This window comes from Nocardia sp. NPDC001965 (assembly GCF_053594175.1).
Map to the genome: position 1 here is coordinate 113,993 of NZ_JBSFDZ010000010.1, position 20,346 is coordinate 134,338.

At 66.5% G+C, this 20,346-nt stretch carries 1 protein-coding gene; it reads left to right on the forward strand.

All coding sequences use genetic code 11. The annotated features are described in order from the left end of the window. Positions 1–6 precede the first annotated feature (6 nt). A complete protein-coding gene (locus ACWCPQ_RS17055) occupies positions 7–20,343 on the forward strand; it encodes a LuxR C-terminal-related transcriptional regulator (RefSeq protein WP_449899672.1) in 20,337 nt (6,778 codons plus the stop codon). Positions 20,344–20,346: the final 3 nt, after the last annotated feature.

The following is a 20,346-nucleotide window of genomic DNA, read 5'->3' on the forward strand; positions in this document are numbered from 1 at the left end:
CGGGCGGTGGACGGTTCACTGTTCAGCCCGGTCGTGCAGTTGCGCAACGCCTTCGAATATCTGCCCGGGTTCTTGCGGGCTCCGATCGAGATGGTGGTGTTCGGCGGGGAGCTTCCCGGCGCCGACATTTCCGGGATGCGCCGGATGGCGGCCGAGCTACGTGCCCGCAGTCTGGAACTGGAGGGCCATTCAGCCGATATCGACAGCCTTTTGACGCAAGAGGATTCGGTAGGTGAGACGGCCGAACAGTTGCGTGAGGCGTTGAGTTCCTATCGACAGGGCGCCGCTCAGCTCGGCAAGGACGTGAATGCCTTGGCCGATCAGGGACAGGCGGCGGCCAACGACGCGGAGAAATGGCTCTGCGTGATGTTCACGTTCGGCATCCACCTGGCGTGGAAGATCTACGGTTTGCTGGCCGCCGCCGCGGCGGCGGGGCCGGCCGGTCAGGTTTCGGCCGCGCCGGCGGTCGAATCCACGCTGGTCCAGGGGCGTGCCGAGGTCGCCGTGATGCGCGCGAACCTACAGCGGGCCATTCAGGCGGGTGGGGCCGAGGCGGCCGCCCAGCTGAGCGGTATGGGGTCGGCGCAGTTCGCCAAGTGGATGGGCACGGCAGTCGCGCTGCCCGTGGGTGTCGAAGTGGGTGTGCAGGCGCTACAGGTCGCCACCGGGGACAGAGCGCTCGAGATCATCGGGGAGGACGGTTCCGACCCCACGGGCATCGATCTGAAGTCGATCGAGGTCGCCGCCGTGTCCGCCGCGGGCGGAGCGGCCGGCGCCAGGCTCGCAGGCCGGTTCGCGCCGATGGCGTTCCCCCAGATCGCCACCAGTCGTGTGGCCATGGGTTTGGTGCATGGTACGGCGGGGGCGCTCTCCGGCCTGGGTGCGGCGGCCTTGGTGGCTGGTTGGCCGCAGCATTACACGGAGGTGCTGGGGCCACTGCTCAACGGTGCTGTCGCCGGGGGCGTCTATGCCCAGAGCGCCGGCCCGTCGGCGATCGACGGCGGCGCACCGTTCACGCCGCCCGATCCGATTTCGGCAGGGCATGACGCGAATACCGCGGCGCCTCGCCCACCGATCGAGATCTCGGCGGAATCGAAACGAGCATGGGAGGTTGCAAGGCAGACCTGGAACCCGGCTGCGGAGACCGCGAATACCGCAGGTGAGCGCAGCGGGCCTCTCGCCGAGGTCGTGGGGGAGGCAGCGGCCGCGCAGCCGCAAGCACGGAGTGGGCAACAGGCATCGGCTTCGGCCGACGGCGCGGGTGGTGGAACACCCACCGCGACCGGTGGTCGAGCGCCGGAGGGAGCCGCCGGTAGAGCGCCGGAGGGAACAGGCGGTCGAGCGCCGGGATCACAGGCAGCTGCCGGTGCCTCGTCCGACGCCGCCCCGGCGCGGCCGCGTTCGGAGGCGACCGCAACGGTCGAGCGGCCACCGGCGGACACGCAGGGCGCTGCTGGCCGGGCGCCCGCGCCGCGGTCGGTCGAGGCGGCCGGCGACACCGCGCCACCGCCGAAGGTCCCGACGGATGTACGACCGGTCGGCGAGGTTCCCGAGAAGGCCGGTGCTCCGGACGGAGCACACGCCGCGGTCGCGGACGGTGCCGGCAACGAGGCATCGGCGCGGCCCCATCCGGTCGCCGAGGGCGATGCGGGATCGCCGGGCGCCCGCGCCGAACAGGGAGCGTCGGGTGGTGAGGAGCACGTGACCGCGCAGCGGGATGCGACGCCCGAGCAGTCCGGCCAGGAAAGACCTGAGAGCTCGGACCGGACCGAAGCGGACGGCACCGATACGTCTGCTGCGGGCGACCGTTCGGCATCCGTGCACGACGAACAGAATGTTGCGGCCACCGACCATGACAGTCTCGCCGAAGCCGCCGGTCTGCCACGCAGTGACCGCGACCGGGCGGTCGATCTGCTGATCGACTTCCACCAGGCCTCCGCCGAGCATGTACCGGAAAGTCAGCGCCTGTCCAACCTTCCGGACGACGTACTGAAGGCTGGACTACACGGCGGCGATGAGCATCAGTCGTTGCTGGCGACAGTGGAGCTCATCCGGCGCGGCACGGTCAGTGACGCGGTGCCGGGCGGCATGGTGCTGCGGGTCGAGCAGGCCGAAGCCGTCTACGCGATGAAATCGCGTCCGGTGGAAATGAAACCCGGCGAGGGTAAATCGCTGGCATTCATGGCGACCGCAATACAACGTGCGGTGCACCATGGCTCGGTTCTGCTGGTGACAACGACCGATGGGCTGGCCAATCGCGAAGTCGTCACGTACGAGAAGTTGTTGACCGACTCGACGAATCAGAAGTTGATGGCCGACTTCGGGATCGACGTGTTCCGCGCCGATCAGGAGAACGGCTTCGGGCCGATCGCGGAAGGCCGGCCGGCGATCGTGGTGGCGACCGGTGAAACGGTCGGGCATTTGTGTAATGCCGGCATCGAGCCCCCGCGGCATGTGCTGATCGACGAGATGGACGGCATCATCGACCGCGGCGAGCGACAGTTCCTGCGGTCCGAGGGTGCCGAACAGGCTGCTCCGGAGGCCACGGCCCGTCAGGTGTTCGATGCGCACGATTTCCTCGCCGAGTCGCTCGCGGATGGGGCACTGTCGCACGAAGATTTCGGCCTCCGGCGAATCGCCGAGGAAATCGGCGTGCAGGCCGACGGCACACCGGAGTTCGTGTACTGGTACGACGGTCAACCCGAGCTCACACCCGCGGGGCGGGCAAAGGTCGAGGCGCTGCCGGACGGCCGGAACTGGCTGGAGGGAATGGGCGCCTCCCGGCTCGAGACCGCCGCCAACGCCGAATTTCTCGTCCGGTCGGGTGTCCACTACGAAATGGACGCGGGCAAGATCGTCATCATCGATCAGGCCGAGCACGGGCTGCAACGGAACCCGAAGACCTCGAGCGAATCCCGGTGGAGCGCGGAGCCGGGTAAGGCGAGCCTCGCGCAGGCCATCGAGGCGAAGGAGTTCCGCGCGGCCGAGGCCCGAGGGGAGAAGGCCGAGAACCATCAGATCGTGGTGCGCGCGGATGCGGAATCCGCCAAACGCATCGATTCGGTCGAAATCTACCGTGTCGGAGAGGGATCCTTCTTCGATGAAGTGACCGGTGCGTCCGGCACGCTCACCGACCTGAACCCGGTGCTGCAGAAGATCTACGGTCTGGAACCGGCGTACGAGGTCGGACGGTCACAGACGCATCGGTTGGTGGAAGGCCAGCACGATGTGGCCGAAAACACCCATGCCAAGCTGCGCACGATCGCCGAGTACGCGAACGAGCTACGGGATGGGGGTGCGGGACGGTTCCAGGAGATCCTGTGTCACCGCAACGACCTGGTCGAGCGGCAGGTGGAGGCGCTGGTGCGCGCGGGGGTGCCGCGCGAGGCGATCGAAGCGGTCGACGCCAAGCGAATCGTCGGCTGGGGTGCGGACTGGGAAGTCCAGTTGCAAAAGGTTTTCGACGAGGCCGGTGAGCAGGGCAAGATCCTGGTGATCAACCGGCAGGGCCAACGCGGTGTCGACATCTCGGTGTCGGATGCGGTGAAGGCCATGGGCGGCATGCATGCCTGGATGACCGAAGCCCCGGAGCAGTCCTACATCCACGAGCAGGCCAAGAACCGCACGGCACGTAACGGTCAGCTCGGCAGCGCGCAAGTGGTGATGTCACCCGAGGACGCGCTGATACGCAATGCCATGCACCTGCGCGGAGTACGTGAGACGGTGGTCCACTACGAACAGGCCGTGGCCGCGCACGCCGCCGATCCCACCCCCCGGACCCACGACGCGATGGTCGAGGCACGCCAGTCCGTCCGCGAGCTGGTGCCCGAACTACAGCAGCGGGCGCTGCGGCACTCCACCGCGGATTTCGTCCGGCATCACGCCTTCTCGACCATCATGCCCGCCCTCACCCTCGCCGAGGCCGAGACCGGGCAGTACGGCGGCGACGTCGACTTCACCCGCCCGGACGGGCCGGCGGATCGGACCGCACGACTGGCCGGGTTGTTGGGAGTCCCAGCTCCCGAGGTCGCGGACCAGATCACCGCACTCGAACGCAGCGGTTCCCTCGACCCGATCCGCGAACTGCTGCAGCGGACGGGTATTACGCCCGCCGCGGCGGAGGCACTACGGCAACATGTCGAGGCCACCGCCCCCGCGTCGACATTGCAGCGTGCGCTGTTCACCGACGAGCAGGCGCTGGACCACATGATGCCGTTGCGGGATCGGCTCGCCGCCGAACTCGGCCTGCCGATCGCCGCGGTCGACGGCGCCGAAGGTATGCGCACACTCGATCCCGAGCTGACCGAGGCGAGGGCCGCGCTCGCCGCAGCGCTGGGCTATCCCGTCGCCAGCATCAACCCCGGCATCGCCCGCGACATCCTCGGTGAATCGGTAGGCGATCACCTGCCCGCCGTGAACATCGCCGAATCCGATGCACGCGACGATACCGACTCGCTTGCCGCGGAATCCGGGCCTGTGGGCCACGGTACCCGGCATGAAACATCCCAGGACGCCGTTGCTCAGCAGTCCGACACGCAGAACAGCGATGCCGACGAGGCGACAGCCGACGACATAGTTGCCGCCGCGTCACGCTACTTGGCACTCTCGGCGCTGCTCGATTCGGTCGTGCAGATCCATCGCCGTAGTCCCAACAGTTGTGTCAACAATGCTGTAACCGGAATGCGAGTACTGTGTCCCGACAACGCCGGCCGCTTCTGGACTCCGCCGACCAGCCTCGACGGATACGGCCGCGAAACGGTGCGCGATATATTCGGCGCCGGGCTCGAGGAGACCGGATCGCTGGACGAAGTGGTCGAATCGCTGAAATACCGGCCCGGCGGAATCAGCGTCCTGGTCTACAAATGGAAAGACACCCGAGCCAACGGCACCAGCACCGAGGCCGACGACCATATGGTGCTGCTGGTCAACGACAGCACCTCGATCGACGAACCGAACCTGGTCGTCGTCGACCTGGCCGCGTCGCGCGACCGCAACACCGACAACGACTACGGCCCGCGAGATCTGCGCAACCGCCGAACCTTGCTGAACAAGGCCGTCGGATTCGATGATTGGCGCCGCGAACAGGAAGTATTCATCAACCGGATACCCGCCGGCGAGCGGCGGTTCGAGACCATCGAGTTCGACCGGGACGGCAACCTCGTCTCCGGATCGCCCGCGGAGGCACCCGACGCCGAGAGGCTGCCACCATCCCGGAGAGTCGATGTTCCGTCCATCCAGGACCAAATCAACGCGATACCCGTTGGACAACAGGGCCCGGACGAAGCGGTGCTCGGTCGCTGGGGATCCGCCGGGGATATATCGAACGATAGGCGCCGTGACGAATTCAGGCTGGTCGGCAGTCGCCCCCACGACGGTCCTGACCACATCACGGACAACCCTGGACCAACCCCCGCGTCTGCCCGCCCGACCGCGAGTACGACGCCGGGGAGCGCCGCGGCGGCATCCGGCAATCCGGCGCAGCCGAACACCCCGGCAGCGAACAACGCCCCGCCCGACGACGGCACGAATGCGCCGGTCCGCGGACGACCGAGCGACCGGGATTCCGGCGAAACGCGGCGGGTGCGCCGCGGTGAGACGATCTCCGATGACCAGAATTACGAGTGGCGGCAACTGCGGGGACGGTATGAACTGGCGCTGGCGCGGTATCTGTACAACAGCCCGATTACGCGTCGAGCGATTGTCGAGACCCTCCGGCTACTGCGCGACGTATTGACGGGTTTGCATCCCGAGGCCAGCTCCGAGCAGATCGACGAGGCGTTCTTCGCGCCCGAGATCGATCGTTGGGACGGCATAGTCCCCAGGAGTGTGCCGCTCGAGGAATTGCTGAGAGATGGCAACCCACGTGAGCTCATGGCTGCGCTGCTCAATGCCATGCTTCGTGGCGGGGAGCGTAAACCGCCGTGTAGCACGACACTGGACGCGGGCCTGATCAAGCTGTTCCGACAACCCGAATGGGAAACAGCGGCAGCGGACCTGGGTCTCGATGTCCCCGCGTTGCGTGGCGTCCGGGCATCGATGCTGGAAAACACGCCCTTGGCGGACCTTACGGTCAAGGATCTGCATCTGGTCCGGCATGCAACGTTGCGTACCGATGCGGCGCTCCGCGTATTCGATGAATATGATCGCCGCAGCCGGGCAGATGTCCGGCCCCGGACCGACGAGAATCGACGGCGCAGGCTGCTGACGGTGCAGGACTGGGCACTGATGGGTATGCCGCTTTCGCACCGGGAATTGGAAGCGGTACCCGGTGGATTGCGTGCGTTTCGGATAAACCGGCTCGATCCCGATCGCATACTGCGTGACGACACAGGACGGGTCGATGTGGATGCGCTGGAGGCGCAGCTGAAATCCGAGGACAGCACGGTCGAGAATGTGCTGCCGCTCTATGTCCACGACGAGCGCGGCCGACGTGTACGGGACGATTCAGGAAAAGCTGTGATACGGACCGTACTGGTCTACCACGATCACGGTATCGTTGACGCCGCGACGGCCCTGCGACTGGATCCCCGCCGGTATGCGGTCCGGATCCCGTGGCGGCCCGGCGGGGCGCGATTCGACTTCGATCCGAATGGTGCGTGGTTCCGGGAGAAGGCCATCGAGCACGGAATTCCAGCGTTGACCGGTATATCGGGGACGACTGCCCGGATGATGGCACGCTTCGCTTGGCTGCGCCCACCTGGGGTAGTTGAGCGTGATTTCGCCGGCGCAGTGATGGCAGCACTGTACCCGCATCATACCGACTACGAGATTGTGCAGGCCATGCGGATGGCAGGCGTGTCGATCGTGGACGAGTCGATATTGGACGCTACCGATTTCAATGTGACTGCGTTCTACCGGGCAGTGTTCAGTGCTTTCGGCTACGACATTTCTCATGTCGATTCCGAGGAGGCCGTATTCTACGAAGAATTCTTCGATATGTTCGGCGCCGAGGATGAGCTCGACGACGGGCGCACCAGCGGAGAAGCGGCCGCAGTGGCGGAGGCCGCGGCCCGAGGAATCGACTTGGCGGGCGCACCGGAGGGCGCCATCGGGAGCAAGCCACACCGACCGAACTCGCTACCACCACAGTCCCTTTCGTCCGACGCGGCGGCAACTGCGCGCCCACAGGTCGCGGAATCCGATTCGCCATCACTATGGGCCGAGAAGGGGCAACGCACCGGTGGATCACCGGCGCCCGTCCTTCCGGCAGAGGTCCGCACATGCTTGCCGTGGGTTGTCGACATCCTGCAGCGCAACGGCCTGCCCGTGTTGCCCGTCACCGGGCGCCGGGCCGTCCACTTCCAGACCGCCACCGGCTCCGGGCTGCAACATCAGCCGATCACCCCCCGTGTCCGGTCCGACGACCCGATGTGGAAGGCCGTCGACGACCTGCGCACGAAACCGGTCGGCACCTATGCCGTCGCAGTCGTCGGCCGCGGCGAGCACGCGCACGCGTACATCATCACCCGCCGAACCAACCCAGGAACCGGACTCACCACCACCTACGTCCACGACCAGCTCACCGGCGGTGACCCTCGCCCCTACCTCGACTGGAAAGCGACCTATACCGAGCCCGAGCACACCTACATCGCCTACTTCGAGCCCACTGGCAGTGGCGCTCTCGAAGCCCGGACCACGCCCGACCGATCCCAACTCGCCCCTTCCTTCGAAGGAATCGACATCACCGGGGCGCCGGGACGAAACACGGACGGTCGTTCGCTTCTGCGGGGGATCGTCTGGGCGGATGACGCCGCGTTCGCAGCCGTCGCCGGGTCCGACGATGCGATCGGCGCGAGACCGGGCGAGGGGGAACGCGCCGGTGGATTACCGGCGCCTATCCTTCGCAACGTCCTACAGCGCGCTCGAGACAACGATAATGCGGCATTCGAGCAACTGCGCGGGGAGTACGGACATGCCTTGTTCGCGAAAGTGCTTGCCGATCTCGGAGTCCCGGCAACCGCAGTCACGTCCGAGCTACGGCCGTTGGTGCGTGTAGCGCAAGGACTCAACCGCCTGGCGTTCGACATCGCGGACCAGTACCGCTGGCGGGTCCAGGATGCCTCCCCGCTCGAATGGTTGCACGGCATCGCGAGCAATCTGGTGACCTGCTGGTTCGAAATGAATGCTACGCAACGCCGCCACGCTGCCGAGGGCCTTGCCGCGGCGCAGCGCGGAGGCCGCCTCACGGCGGTGCAGCGTGGTGCGCTCGACCGGCTACTCGAGGCCGGCCGGCACGACGCGCAAACCCCCGACCATCGACCGGCCGGCACGCCATGGTCGGGCAAGAAAGTCACACAGGCCGATACGCCTGCATCCGACCCTACCGCCGCCGATCTCGACGACGCATCGGCAGCCACGGAAAACCGCTCGGCGGAAAACGAAGCTGGGGCGGATGCGGTATCCCAGCCGAGAGGCGAGCAGCCGGGTTCGGAAGCCGACCGCAGCGCAACAAATAAGAAACTCGCCTTCTGGAAGTGGATCCGAGGCAGAAGCGGGTGGTCCGGGAAGCGGGAGGAGGCAAACACTGAAACCACATCACCCGCCGAAACCGACACGCAAACACCCTCGGAAACCACCGACAGCGAGGAAAAAGGCAAAGAAAAATCTATCTTGCACCAGGCTCGCACCGATCACGACCTCGGACGACTCCTTGCAGGTAATATTATTTCAGCAACGGCCGGGACGGCAGCTTATTCGGCAACTTTCTATCTGGCGCAAGGTCACGGTGCAACGGCCGCCAGCTTGGTAGAGGTATCTGCGACGCTCCCGAGTATCCTTTGGTCTCAACTCGCCGGCGATATTGTGGACAAGCCCGGCACAGACCTCAGGCGAGTGCTGCGCGGGACCGAAGCTGCAATGGTCGCGACGAGCATCGCAGGACTCGGAGCACTCGCATATCTAGGGCTCGATGCTCAGCCTCTGATTCCGATACTGGTCGGAACCTCTTTCGTCGGGGGCAGCTTCGGAATCCTGTACAGCACGGCGTTCGGTAAGGCAATGCGGATCAAGACCGGCGACGAGCGTGCGCTTTCATATCAGGCTTATCGCGAGGTCGAATGGCGCGTGATCCGGGTAGCGGGCCAGGGAGTCGGCCCGGCATTGTTCCTCATTGCCCCCGTTATTCCTCTCGCGTTCAATGCAATCGGTTCCGTGTTGAATATGGGAGCACTCACGATCTCACGAAAAATAAAGGGGCGGGATGCGACCGATTCAAAACAGAATACTCCGCAAAAAGCAGATGCTTCACACCGATTCCGCGATCGTGCCAAGGAAGCCAATATCGCTCTCCATAACAACCCGATGTTGGAATATATCGTCAGAAGCGGCAATGCTCAAAACTTTTTCTTGGGAGCTCATTATTTATCATACGGCAAACTTGTTTACGATGCTCATACCGAAGGTCTCGTCACTGGCGGGCAGACCAGTGTATTGATGGTTGCCGCAGCGATGGGCGGTGTGTTCGGCGCACTGATCGGGGCGGAAAAGCACCTGAAAGAAAAGATCGAACGTATCCGTGCGAAGGACGACACGAAACTGGTCAGAGTGCTTCTCATGGCAAGAACGGCGGCGGTTGCTGGGCTCTTGGTAGGAGACACAGCAATCGCCCACCCCTGGGCCGCCGCCGCTGCCAATGTCGCCGGCTGGACTGTCCTCGGCAGCACAGCAGCACCTGTCAACGCGCACAGGCAGACGGCCACTGCATTGGCGATGGACGGACGGACGAACGCCCTGCTGAATATGCGAACTTCGATCGCGTATGCCGCTGGAGGATTGCTCGCCGGACAAACGCTTTCCGGGCTGGGGGCAGTACCGTCTGCATGGTGGACCGCCGCCGCAGCGGTCGCCACCGGGATCGCTTTGCCGCTGGCCGGACCGATCCTCGGAGCGCTGCGCCGACTCCCGCCCGATATCGCCGCGACCCTGGCCGCCATGGCTGCCAGGCCGGCTGTCGACTGGTGGCTCAGCGCAGCCCCAGCAGCATGGTGGACCGCCGCCGCGGCAGCGGGCGCAGTCGTCATACCACCAACCCTGGGACCCATCCTCGGAGCGCTGCGCCGACTTCCACGCACCATCGCCGCAACCCTGACTGCCATGACCGGCACACCACTCATCCAGGGCGCCCTGAAACTCTTCCGCCCAGGCCAACTGCCCGGCGCCGCAGGCACTCTGGACACCGATCGACAACCCGAAGGACCCGAACCAACCACACCTGGCGACGCACAGACCGAAGATCACAACGCCCCCACCCCGCCCGACAACACTTCACCGAGATCACACAATCCCCACGCTCCCATGGGTGAGCAGGACCTGCTGTCGACGTCCGAGGTTTCTGCGCCTGGTGCGCAGAGCGCGAGCGTGTCCGGTCACGAGGAACGAATGCAGGGCGCGGTTCCTGTTGGTGGGGAGCGTGAGCCCGGGCGGGGCGCGCGGCGCATGATCGCGCTCAGCGGCGGTGAGGTCGTGCCGCTGGCGGTGGATATCGATGGTCGCGGTGTGGACGACTGGCGTGGTCTCAAACATCAAATGCGGAAGCAGTTCCGTGACCTCGGCATCGCTCATATCGATGGTGGTGGCGCCCATCGCGCTGGCGGAAACGGCACAACACCATGGCGCTGGCGGAGGAAGCCCCCGGGCGAAGGCGAGCAGACAGAACCGGCGCAAGACACGGAAACGGCCGGTTCGGCCCCATGGTCCACCTCGAGGGAACGACCTGGCGAGGGCGAGGGCGAGGCACGCACCGCATCATTGCCCGACCAATCCACCGGGCTTCCGCGCTCCGACAGCATCGGCGCGAGGCCACCTTCCGAGGAACCAGGCTCCGGGTCGAACGATCGTGAGGTGCAACGGGGTCGCAACCCCGCCGAGGAAAGGCCTGCCCCAGCGCGCCCGGATCCGTTCGGCCGGATCGGTCCTATCCTTCCCGCGCTCGGATTCGACGACGGTGTCCCACACCAGCCGGAGCGGACGGTGCCGTTGGCCGGTGCGCAGTTCGCCGCAGATATCGCCCAGCGGCAGCTGCGTGAAGAGCGCGCCGAGCCGGCCACCACCGGGCAGTCGGCGGACACGCCGTACAGGTTGCGGGATCTCGACGCGACCGACCAGCCCTCCGCGCGGTTGGCCGATGCGCGCCGGGAGCACACCGCGGCGCTGCTGCGGTATGGGTACTGGGACACCCGGACCGTGGACCTGAGCGGATGGCGCGATCACGATATCGCGGAGAATGATTCGTTCTGGCTGTCCTACCGGCAGGCCGACACCGGCGAACGCGCGCGGCAGCGGGAAGCGGCCCGGCAGTACCGGGACGCGCGCGATCGGTTGGCCGAGGCGGACCGCGATCTGACGCGGCTGGTGGAGGCAGCGGGGATCGACCCGCGACAGGCCGCTCTCGGACGGCATGCGAGCCTTGTCGGGGCGCTGCAAACGGTTGCCGACCTGGTCGGTGCGGACTGGGTTCGCCGCCCCGACCACCCGGATTTCGGCGACGCACCCGACGATCTGGCCGACAGTGTGCGCGCCCGGGTTCTGCGTTACCCGGGGCAGACGTACCTGGTCTGGGAGTTGCGTCGACTGGGCCCGGGCGCGGTCGCGCTGGTGTCGGATACGTACCACGGGGGCGCGGAACAGTATGTGCTGTCGAACATCGATGGCACGATCATGGAGATCGAACGCAGCACCGGAGTGCTGCGGGAATTCACTCCGGAGGACGATTTCCGTTCGACGGTGGAGGGTGCCTTCTTCGGGCCGGACAAACGACCGGTGCACCCTGTCGGCGGGGCCTGGGACCGCATCGCCTTGTTCGAGCCGGGCGCGGCGCGACGGCGCGGTGCGGAAGTCGTTCGGCTGCACACAGCGACCGCCGCCCAGCAGCAGGACGGATTGTCCGAACTGGCCGCCCGTCGGTCGTCGGTGATGCTGAAGCAATATGTCACCACCGCCGAATACCGGAAATTGGCGGCAAGGCTCGGTTTGGACCCGGATACGTTGAGCCGGCAGCAACTGGACCAGATGGCGCAGACCCCGTCCCCGCCGGTGGAGCCGGAGAGTAGGTTCTACCTCCCGGCGCCGGCCCCTCTCGCCGAGCGGTTGCCGGAGTTGGTCCGGATCGTCGCCGAACTCGACCGGCTGGCCCGGCAGGTGCGGGAGCTGGACGAGCAGATCGCCGCCGGGCTCGCGGGACGGCCGCAGTCCGAGCCCGGCCCGGCCGACCGAGCCCGGTTCCACGGTCCGGCGGTAGTAGCGCTGGCCATGGCGCTGACCCGCAACCCGGATATCCGTCCGCTCGGCGAGGACAGCGGCGACCACGGCGCCCCGGAATTCGCGGTTGCCGCCGCGCTCGGTTCCGAACCGCGCACCTTCACCGGCGGCATCGAGCAGATATCGCGGGTGGTGCAGGCGTTGGGTGACGGCGCGGCCGTGGTCCTGTCCGGTGCCGCCGGTGAGATCGGCGCGCTGGCCAATATCCGCGATCGGATCGTGGCCGTCGGCCGCGACGGCGTTGTGCTGAAGGAGATGCAGCTCGACATACCCGGCGATATTTCGGAGGTGGCGGGTTTCGTCTTCAGCGGGGTCGAAACCGCCGTACACCCGATGGCCGCAGACACACGCGCGCAGCTGACGGAGCTGGCCGCCCAGTATGCCACGGCATCGAGAGCGGGGGATCCGGAGACTGCGGAGCGGGTCCGTCAGGCGGCCGATGTGTGGTGTTACGGCCCCGGCCGGAGTGAGCCCGTGCAGTATGGCACCGGCTACCGCAGGACCGATCGGTCGCCGTTCGGGAATCTCGACATCACCGTGCTGCCGGAGCCGCTGGGACGGCTGTGGGAGCAGTTGCGCACTGTCGAGATCGACGGGCGCCGTGAGATGTCCTTCGATACCGACGGTATGTCCTGGTCGCAGATCGACGACCTGCGCGAACAGCTGCGGGCACTCGATCCGGCCTTGGCTCGTGCCGGCTGGAGCGGATGGGGCCTGGCCGCACTCGCCGAGCTCGACCGAGATGCGGGCAATGCAGCGGTGGTGCGCGCCGACCTCGAACTCGCCCGACAGAGCGTGCAGTGGACCGAGCAGGGCTGGGTGCAAGTCACCGCGCGGCCGGTCGCCGCCGAGGAGGCCGAGACGGCCGATATCACCGACCGGATCGGCCGGCTGGAGCGGGAGCGCGACGAGCTGATGAAACGACACGGTCTGACACCCGGGGGAGCGCGGACCGAGCCGGGGAGTGCACCCGGCTCTCCAGAGATGCTCGAGCGGTTCACGCGGCGACAGGAATTCATCGACGGACAACTCGACCGGCTGGCTGTCCGAGCAGGGACCGGCCTGACGCGTCTGGACCAGGTGACGTTGCCCGAGGCCGAGGAACGGAAACGGCTCGAGCTCCGGCGCCATCAGGTCGAGTTGGCGCGGTTGGCGCAGATTCTGCGACAACTGCGGGTGCTTCGCCACGAACCGGATCCAGTCGAGCCGATGCCGATGCCACCGCAGCCGGCGCTGGGCGACAACGGCCCGGCTGTCGCGGACTTCGGGTTGTTACAGGAGCGGATCCGGCTGCTGCTCGGGCAGGTCGGCGAAGCGAGTGACGACGCCCGGGTGGCGCCGGATTCGGCGACGCGGCGGGACGCGCGCCGGGAAGTGGACGAGCAGTGGCGCGCCTTGGCCGCGGCGCTGGAAATTGATCCGGCGCAGTTGGCGGACCTGTCGCCGACCGTCCTCGACGACCCGGCCCGTCTCCCCGCCGCCGATCCCATACGGCTGCGGGTCGAACGGCTGGGACCGGCGGATCGACAGCGCGCGGCGGCCGTCCGGAAGCGGGCCGAAGCAATCGTCCGCCTCGACGCGGTGGTCGCCGAACTCGACGAGGCACGGCAGGTACTCGACGACGAAGCGACCCGCCGCCACCACGAGCACCGGTATCGCAAGCATGAAGCGGGCACCTGGCTCACCGACCATGCCAAGCTGGTGCCGACGGCCGAGCGTGGCAGAAAGCCCACGCTGCTCATCGTTGCCATGCAGGGCCGGCATGACCGGGCTCGGCGCGAGTTGATTGCCCAGCATGCGGAGTTCGCCGGCGCGTTGGCGCGCTCGTCGCCCTACAACGTCGCATATATAACGGTCAGCCCGTATGCGGACGGAGAAGTCGACTTCCGATTCGAGAGCAAGGAGTACCGCCCGAGCAACACCGAGATCGGCGCTCGGCTCATGACCGCGTACGCCGAGGGCTTGCTCGCGGGTCGGCCGGCGGGGCCGATCGGTTTCGACGCCTGGATGGAGTCGCTCGGCGGGTTCAGTTCCTCGACCACCCTCGATGAACTGGAAGCGCGGATCGACATCACCGAGGACGTCGACGGCACCAGCGCCCGTGCGGCCGTGATCCGGATGCTCACCGAGGAGCATCATCCCCGCGCACAGTGGCGGGACACACCCCCGGACATCCCGGTCGCCACCACCTCGCACGAGATCGTGGTCGGCGGCGTGGTGATCCAAATCCAGATGCGCGAGAACCATGCGGCGAACATGTGGAACCGGTTCGAACTCGCTCATGATCATCGTGCCGCGGAAACGGGCAAGGCCGTGGCGTGGATGTTCGCGGGCGGTCTGCGGGCCCGCTCGAAGGAGGCGCTGGCCAGAAAAGTTGCCGGGGCGCTCCGGAACGGCCGGATCGACCCGGCGTTCACCCGCGCGGGGCCGCAGGTACGGCCGACCGGGCGCATCGGATCTCGACCCAGCCCGGGCCCCTCGGACCGAGGGTCCGCTGCCGCTGCGGGACCACTGGCCCTCTTGTCGGCTGCCCGTGCCGGCGACGAGACGGCGAGAGAACAACTGTGGCGGAGGTTCTACCGCGGGATCGCTGTGCTGGTCGCAGGGGCGATGCCCGACCGACCCGATCAGCGGAAGCTGGCCGAGCAGACCTTGCGGGAGGTCTTCGATCTCGCATTCGATCCGAATGGGCCCGCTGCGCCTGTGCGGGATGTCGAGCTATGGCTGCGTGCCATAGCTCGGGACGTAGTCGACCGCATGGTGTTCCGCCATGTGTGCGCCGGTGTCGCCGCCGTGCTGGCGCGCAGGGGGATGGAGTCGAGCCCGGCATACCGCCTGCTGGTGGAACCGATCCCGGCAGATGCCGCCCGGCAGGCAATGGCAGCGCTGGCCGACACGCGGTATAACCGGTGGTTGCGGCAGAATTTCTGGGCGGGCGGCGGCCCGGCGGACGGCGCGGATCTTCCACAGTTCGATCACGCTGCCGTTCCACAGCTGTTGCGCGTTGTGGCAGAGGCTCTCGGCAAGGACGTTCCGGCGCTGCCGGAAGAACTCGGAGAAATATCGGAACGAGCGGATGAAGGCTCCGACTCGGATGCCGCGCCGCCTTCGCCGGCACTGCTGCGGGTTGCCCTGCTCCGCGACCCGTATCTGGTGATACCGCATCTCACGAGCCTGTCCGGGCCGGAGGCACTGTATGGGGAATTGCACTTCGGGTACGGCTGGCCCATCGGCAAGGTAGCGGCGAGCACGGGCGACGCCGAGAGCGCGGTGCACGACGGGCTGGAGCGTATTGCCCAGCTGTCGGTCGGGAAACTTCCCTCGGTGACGGTGGCGAGTTATCAGGATGCCCGTCCAGACCACGCCTTTACGATCGAGAATCTGGCGCGGGAGGCCGGGACCAGTCCTGCCGAGGTCGATGATGCGCTCAACGGATCTCCCGGTGCGGGCCCCGAGATTCGGCAGAGGGTGCTCGCGGCGGCTGATCGGCTCAGGTACCACCGGGAGTTGCTGTGTGCATACATGTTCCATGACCGCCAGGCGGCCTGGGGACTGGATGGCCGCGTGCTGGCCGCCGCGACGACGTCCGAACTGGCGAGTGCGTTCGGTCGGCTGGGTCTGCTCGAGCAGCGGGTGATCCAGTCGCGGTTCGAGGAGTTGCGGTCGGTTGCCGAGACGGCGGCGTTGTCGGGTATGGCGGAGTCCGTGGTCCGGGAGTTGGAGCGGACCGCGGTGCGTGGCTTGGTCGAGGCGTTGACTGCGGTGGTGGATCCTGCGGTGGCCAGGGAGTTCGGTGCTCCGGCTGTGGGGGTGCGGTTCGCTGCGTTCGAGGCTGTGGTGCGGTTGCGGCGGTTGGTGCGCGACTATCCGGGGGTGCTGCAACCGTCGGAGTTCGCGGAGGCGGAACAAGCGCCCTATTCCGCTGTTGGCCTGATCAACCGAGTTCACGGCATGGTCTCGAAGGAGGACGACTCCGTCGGTGCGGCGTCGCGGGCCCTGGCGCTACTGCGGGTCGCCCTTCGCGACCCCGATCCTGCGGTACCGCGTTCTCCGGATCTGTCCGGGCCGGAAGCACTGTATGCAGAATTGCACTTCGGGTACGGCTGGCCCATCCGCAGGATCGCGACAAGCACGGGCGTCGACCAGAAAAGCGTCTACGACCGGCTCGCGCACTTCGCCCAGCTGTCGGTCGCGAAGCTTCCCCCGGAGATAGTGGCGAGGCATTGGGCTGCCGGTGCGCACCGCACACCCACCACCGCGGATCTGGCGGCGGAGGTCGATACAAGTCCTGCCGGGATCAGCAGGGCGCTCAACGGTTCGCCCGGTGTGGGTCCCGAGATGCGGCAGAAGGTGTTCGCGGCGGCTGATCGGCTCGGGTACCAGCGCAGCGATTTCGTTCTGCTGCGCCGCGAGTTGCTGTGCGCGTTCATGTTCCATGACCGCCAGGCGACCTGGGGACTGGATGGCCGCGTGCTGGCCGCGGCGACGAACAACGAGCTGAATGGTGCGATCGGCCGCCTGGGTGAGGCCGAGCAGCGGGTGATCCAATCGCGGTTCGAGGAGTTGCGGTCGGTTGCCGAGACGGCGGCGTTGTCGGGTATGGCGGAGTCCGTGGTCCGGGAGTTGGAGCGGACCGCGGTGCGTGGCTTGGTCGAGGCGTTGACTGCGGTGGTGGATCCTGCGGTGGCCAGGGAGTTCGGTGCTCCGGCTGTGGGGGTGCGGTTCGCTGCGTTCGAGGCTGTGGTGCGGTTGCGGCGGTTGGTGCGCGACTATCCGGGGGTGCTGCAACCGTCGGAGTTCGCGGAGGCGGAACAAGCGCCCTATTCCGCTGTTGGCCTGATCAGTCGAGTTCTCGGCTCGGATACTGTTGCCCGAGAAGGGCAGCCGCCCGCTGCCCCCGCGCCGGCGCGGGACGGATCGGCTGCGGGTCCATCGCGGGGCGGTGGAGCGGCGGCGGCGCTACCACCGGAGTACTTGTCCTTCGACGATCCAGGCGGCGACGGCCTCGGCGGCACCCGCGCTCGGAGGCGGGACCGGTCGGGGCGGTGGCGCCCGGGTGGGCTCGATCCGAGCGTGTTGTACGTGGATACGCCGGGCGAATCCGCGGCGAGCGGGGTCCGCAAACGCGGTACCGGTGGTCGGACCGGGGATGGCGGACGGTCGGCGACGGCGACAGGTTCCGATTCCGACCGGATCGGTGCCAAACCGGCTGCGAGCCCGGACGACGGGGCCCCACACGACCGGCGGCCATCGGAGGACCGGACCCACATCGTCAAGAATCATGTCGCACAGGGCAACCCGGAGCCGGCGCTCGATATGTTGCGCACATGGCTGGGCGAGAAACTGTATCGTTGGCTTTCGCGACGGTACGGTGCGTCGCCACTGGCACGGGATATCGTCGACGATGCGATCGAACGCGCGCTCGACACCCTGCACCGCATGCCCGACGATCTCGATATCGAGCAGTGGATCGTCGCCAAGGTGCTAGAACGCATGCCGCATTACGATATGTTCGTCGAGTTCCGGCGGCGGCTCGTCCACGTGGCCACAAGCGTGAATGATTCGGCCCCCGCCGACGATCCGGCTACCGATGGTGCGCAACTCGCACAGATTCTCGAGCAAGCGACAGCCGCACAGATACAACACGCCCTGCGGTCGGATCGCCTCAACGATACCCAGCGGGCGTTGCTCAACACTGTCCGGACGATGCCGCGCAGCCCGAGCGCCGAAACGACCGGAACCGGAAACCGACCGTTCCGTCAGATGGAATTACTGGCCGCTACTCGCGTTCTCGCACGTCAATTGGCCGTTGATAAGGAAATGCCGTCAACAATTCTTCGAATGTTGGCGGACGGACACACCGTTTCCGGCATTGCCGCCGATTCGAAGCGGGCGCTGAACCGGCTGAAAACCCGCTGCGCGGATCTCGCCGACGAGTTCGGAGCCGCCAATGAGAGCGCGGCCCTGGTGGCGACCGGCATCCGACGCGGACTCATAGACAAGCCCGAGCAGTCGCCGCTCGCTCTCTTTCCGGGCGAGCGGGCGGTACTCACCGCAAAAGCATACGGAATGACGGATCGGCAGGCTGCCGACGAGACAGGTCGATCACTCGAATTCGTGCAGGCCACGGTCGAATTACTGCAGCGTAGGACGCAGTCCCGCACGACGGCTCAACTGGTCGCTCGTACGATTGATCAGCTGGATTTCGTCGCTGTCGATTCCAGAATATACAAGCTTCTCAGCGGATCGACCGACGAGCGCATTTCGCAAGAATTGGGCACCACCGCACCGGCGCTGCGCAAGTACTATTCCGAATTGGTCAGGCGGTTGAATATAAACTACAATCGCGCATTGGCCCAAGTCGCCGCGGAACGGATGGAGTCGAACGCAACGGTTGCGACCGAAGTAGCGAAACCGAGACTCTCGCGGGGACTGCTGAACGATCGCGAGGCCGAACTGCTTGCGCTCTACAAACAGGGAAAAACGCCCGAGCAGTGCGCCGAAATAATGGGATTATCCGTCAAGACGATCAATAATTATACGCGAGAAATCGGCGATAGGCTGGGCTTCGGGAATCGCGATGCGATACTTCGGCGCGGCATCCAGTTGGGCATTGTAAAGGAACCCGCAGAAATAACTGTTGGACCACGGCTGTCCGGCCGTGAGGCGCAAATTGTCGCAGCACGAGCGCAGGGCATGACCTATGCCGAAACAGCTGAACAACTGGACATCTCCGTTGATTCTGTCTCGGTGGCCGTCAGGCATATTTTCTACAAGACTTCCGCGGACAACTGGCGAGAGGTATTCGAGTTCGCGGTCGCCGAGGGGATAATTCAGGAAGCGCCCGAAGAGGAACTGTGGAGAAACATCCTGCTGCTGCTCGCCGCCGGCCACACCGTGCCCAGCGCCGCCGCCGCCATGGACCGCTCACACGATTGGCTACTGGCCCGACTTCCCGCTCTCGCCACCAGGCTGCGAACCGTGGTCGACGATACCGTCACGATGTGGACCGAAAGCCACAGCACCGCAATGGTGGCCGACGGGATCAGACGCGGGCTGATCGACGCGCCCCCGCAGTTCCCGATCCTGCCGGCACCCGTGGATCGAGCCATCCTCGCGGCGAAATCGCAGGGCAGAACAACAGCGCAAGCGGGCGCCGTCGTGAACCTGTCGCCCAGCCAAACGAGACTCCGTCTCGCCCGGCTGCGAGACGCCACCAATTGCGCGACCACGGCGCAACTGGTCGCGAAAACAATCCACCAGCTCGACGCCGACACCATCGCCACTCGGCATACCGAACTGATCCGCATTCTGGCCATGATCGCGACCGGTCACGGCCGGCAGGATATCGCGAAAGAGTTCGGCCGGTCGTTGGCCTGGGTGAATCTTCGATTCACCGCGCTCGCGCAGACCTTCGGGGTTCCGGACCACCAAGCGGCGCTGGCCGCCGCAGCCATCCGCGCAAGGATCCTCGCACCCACGCCGATCGCGACCGAGCTGAGCCTCGATGAACAGGAACGTCGGATCATTCTCCTCAAAGCCGAGGGCAAGTCCGACCGCGTGATCGCGATCGAACTGCAGGTGCCCTCGAAGGTCGTGCGGACAGCAGTGGTCCGCTTGCGGAAGGCAACCGGCAGTGGCACCGTCGCACACTTGATCGCGAAGACGATCGACGCGGTCGACGCCGACTCGACGCCGTCGGCCGACGTCCCTGACACCTCCACCGACGAGATAGTTCGGGGCGGTGCGGAAACCGATAACGGCAGAATCGAGCGGTTCCTGACGGCAACGGTATCCGCTATGAACCGGCGTACTCGGCAGCACGCGACTCGCACCGACGGTGCTGCCGCCGAGACCGGGGCAGCGCGCGATACCGGCCGGATCGGCAGTAAACCGACGGAGAGGCCGGTTTCCGACACGGACGTCGAGACTCCGCCCGACAACGGTGCCGCGTCGACGGCGTCCGAGCCTCGCATTCCGGCGCGCCCCACGCCGTGGAGCGGAGCTGCACAGCGCAGATCGGATGATCGAGATCGCGCGGTGGGTCGAGAAGATCGTCCGCCTCCGGAGATGCCGACGGCGCGATAGGTT